General features: G+C 80.1%; 2 protein-coding genes. One reads left to right on the top strand and one right to left on the bottom strand.

The window, feature by feature from the left end; genetic code table 11:
- The first annotated feature begins 366 nt into the window (after positions 1-366).
- Entirely contained in the window at positions 367-741 is a 375-nt protein-coding gene (locus AB6N23_RS18325; RefSeq protein ID WP_378208491.1) for an RNA-binding S4 domain-containing protein, read from the top strand.
- Between the two features lie 203 nt (positions 742-944).
- Here AB6N23_RS18325 and AB6N23_RS18320 read toward each other — a convergent pair whose 3' ends face one another.
- Positions 945-1,331 carry an STAS domain-containing protein gene (locus AB6N23_RS18320; protein ID WP_412867385.1) on the bottom strand — a complete coding sequence of 129 codons (387 nt, stop codon included), beginning with the start codon at positions 1,329-1,331 and terminating at the stop codon, positions 945-947.
- Positions 1,332-1,508 lie beyond the last annotated feature (177 nt).

The raw sequence follows: 1,508 nt of genomic DNA, 5'->3' as shown, positions 1-1,508 counted from the left end.
CCGGGCACCGTCCGCAGTCACCGACGTCGCCCGCTCGCCGCGGAGGTCGCCCGCTCGAACCGGCGAGCTCGGCGCCGAACCGGCGCGGTCGGCGGTTAATCGGCTAACACGGCGGCGGACCGGCGAACGCGGCGGCGGACCGGCGAGGTCGGCGGCGGACCGGTGAGCTCGGCGTCGTACGCGCGCGGTCGGCCGTGGACCGGCGAGGTCGGTGGGGCGGCTGCGCGCGGGGCGCGTCGGCTGCGGGAGCGGGCACGGACCGGGCGGCCGCTGCAGGGGCGTCGTGGAGGGTGCGGCGCGTGGCAGGCTGGGTGGGCCGGCGGCCGCGGGGGACGGCCGGTGCCGCACGACCGCAGGAGGACGACGATGGCCCAGCCGCTGGGGAAGGTGCGCGTCGACGCCTGGACCTGGGCGGTCCGCCTCTTCCCCACCCGGTCCGCGGCCGGTGCGGCGTGCCGCGCCGGGCACGTGCGCGTCAACGGCGAGCGCGCCAAGCCGGCCACGCAGGTCGTGCCCGGGGACGAGGTGCTGGTGCGCGGCGGCGCGCGCGAACGTCTCGTCGTCGTCGAGCGGCTGCTCGTCAAGCGTGTGTCCGCCGAGGTCGCGCGTGCGTCGTACCTCGACCGCTCCCCCGCGCCCGTGCCGCGTGAGCACGTGGCCGTCGCCGGGGTCCGCGACCGCGGCGCGGGTCGTCCGACGAAGCGGGAGCGGCGCGAGATCGACCGGCTCCGGGGCCGCTGACCGCCCGGCGGCCACGGGCCGACGCACGGTCGCGGCGAACGCCGGCGCCGTCCCTCCCGGCCCGGCATCCCCGCACCGGCGCACGCACCGACGTGCTGAGCCGCCGGTGCGGCCGTCCCCGGACGGCGCACCGGCACGTCCGGCGGTGCTGAGCCGCCTGTGCGGCCGTCCCCGACGGCGCACCGGCACGTGCCCGGCGGTGCTCAGCCGACGGTGCGGCCGTCCCGGGGCGACGACGCCGCGAGGTCGTCCATCCACGCCCGCACGCCCGTCTGGTCGAGCAGCTCGGCGACGGGCCGGCTAAGCGCCTCCACGTGGACGGGCAGGCCGAGCTCGGCCGCGTCCCGCACCAGCCGCACGACGACGGACAGCCCGCTCGAGTCGAGGAACGACACGTCGGACGCGTCGACGGCCACGGCGCGGACCCCCGGCTCGTCGAGCTGCGCCCACAGGGCCGGTGCGTCGTGCTCGCGCACGTGCAGGTCGACGGCACCGTGCAGGACCACGCGCAGCGTGCCGCCGTCCCGGTGCAGGTCGAGGCGCCCGGCGCGCGCCGCGCCAGGTCCGCCCGCACCGCCGGAGACCGACATCACGGGGCGCAGTCTGCCTGCCCGTCGCGCGGTCGGCGACCGCGACCCGCCGCGACCGGCGCCCGTCCCGTCGCAGGTCGCGGGACCGGCAGCCCGTCGCGGCCGGTCCGCCCACGACCGCGCGCCCGCCGGGGGGCGCCCGCCGGCCGCCGCCCCCGCGTCCGCGCCGGTCAGTAC

Source organism: Cellulomonas pasadenensis (assembly GCF_047229365.1).
GTDB lineage: Bacteria > Actinomycetota > Actinomycetes > Actinomycetales > Cellulomonadaceae > Cellulomonas.
The sequence above is the reverse complement of the archived record's forward strand: the minus strand, read 5'-3'. Positions and strand labels throughout refer to the sequence as shown.

Coding starts and splice junctions, on each gene's coding strand:
- AB6N23_RS18325 (WP_378208491.1), top strand. CDS start 367: ATGGCCCAGCCGCTGGGGAAGGTGCGCGTCGACGCCTGGACCTGGGCG.
- AB6N23_RS18320 (WP_412867385.1), bottom strand. CDS start 1,331: ATGTCGGTCTCCGGCGGTGCGGGCGGACCTGGCGCGGCGCGCGCCGGG.